Source organism: Alkalicoccobacillus porphyridii (assembly GCF_007293315.1).
Classification (GTDB): domain Bacteria; phylum Bacillota; class Bacilli; order Bacillales; family Bacillaceae_D; genus Alkalicoccobacillus; species Alkalicoccobacillus porphyridii.
The window spans coordinates 1-331 of record NZ_VLXZ01000109.1 but is presented as its reverse complement, the minus strand read 5'-3'; the positions used below and the strand labels follow the sequence as shown (position 1 = coordinate 331).

The 331-nt window shown below is 51.4% G+C and carries 1 protein-coding gene; it reads left to right on the top strand.

Annotation, left to right across the window (positions count from 1 at the left end; all coding sequences use genetic code 11):
- Positions 1–331: ATP-binding cassette domain-containing protein (locus tag FN960_RS23710; RefSeq protein WP_143850786.1), on the top strand; the 331-nt coding region annotated here is incomplete at both ends.

Genomic DNA, 331 nt, shown 5'->3' with positions numbered 1-331 from the left:
GGCGGTACGCAGCATTCTCGGTCGTTTGCGGTTCAGCCAGGACGAAATCAAAAAGCCAGCTAAAGTGCTTTCCGGTGGGGAAAAAGGGCGGATGCTGTTTGGTAAGTTAATGATGCAGAAGCCGAACATTCTGATCATGGACGAACCGACCAACCACCTGGATATGGAATCCATTGAGTCGCTGAACATGGCACTGGAACTGTATCAGGGCACGCTGATCTTTGTTTCACACGACCGTGAGTTCGTAAGCTCCCTGGCGACCCGCATTCTGGAAATCACCCCGGAACGCGTGATCGACTTTAGCGGTAATTACGAAGATTACCTGCGTAGT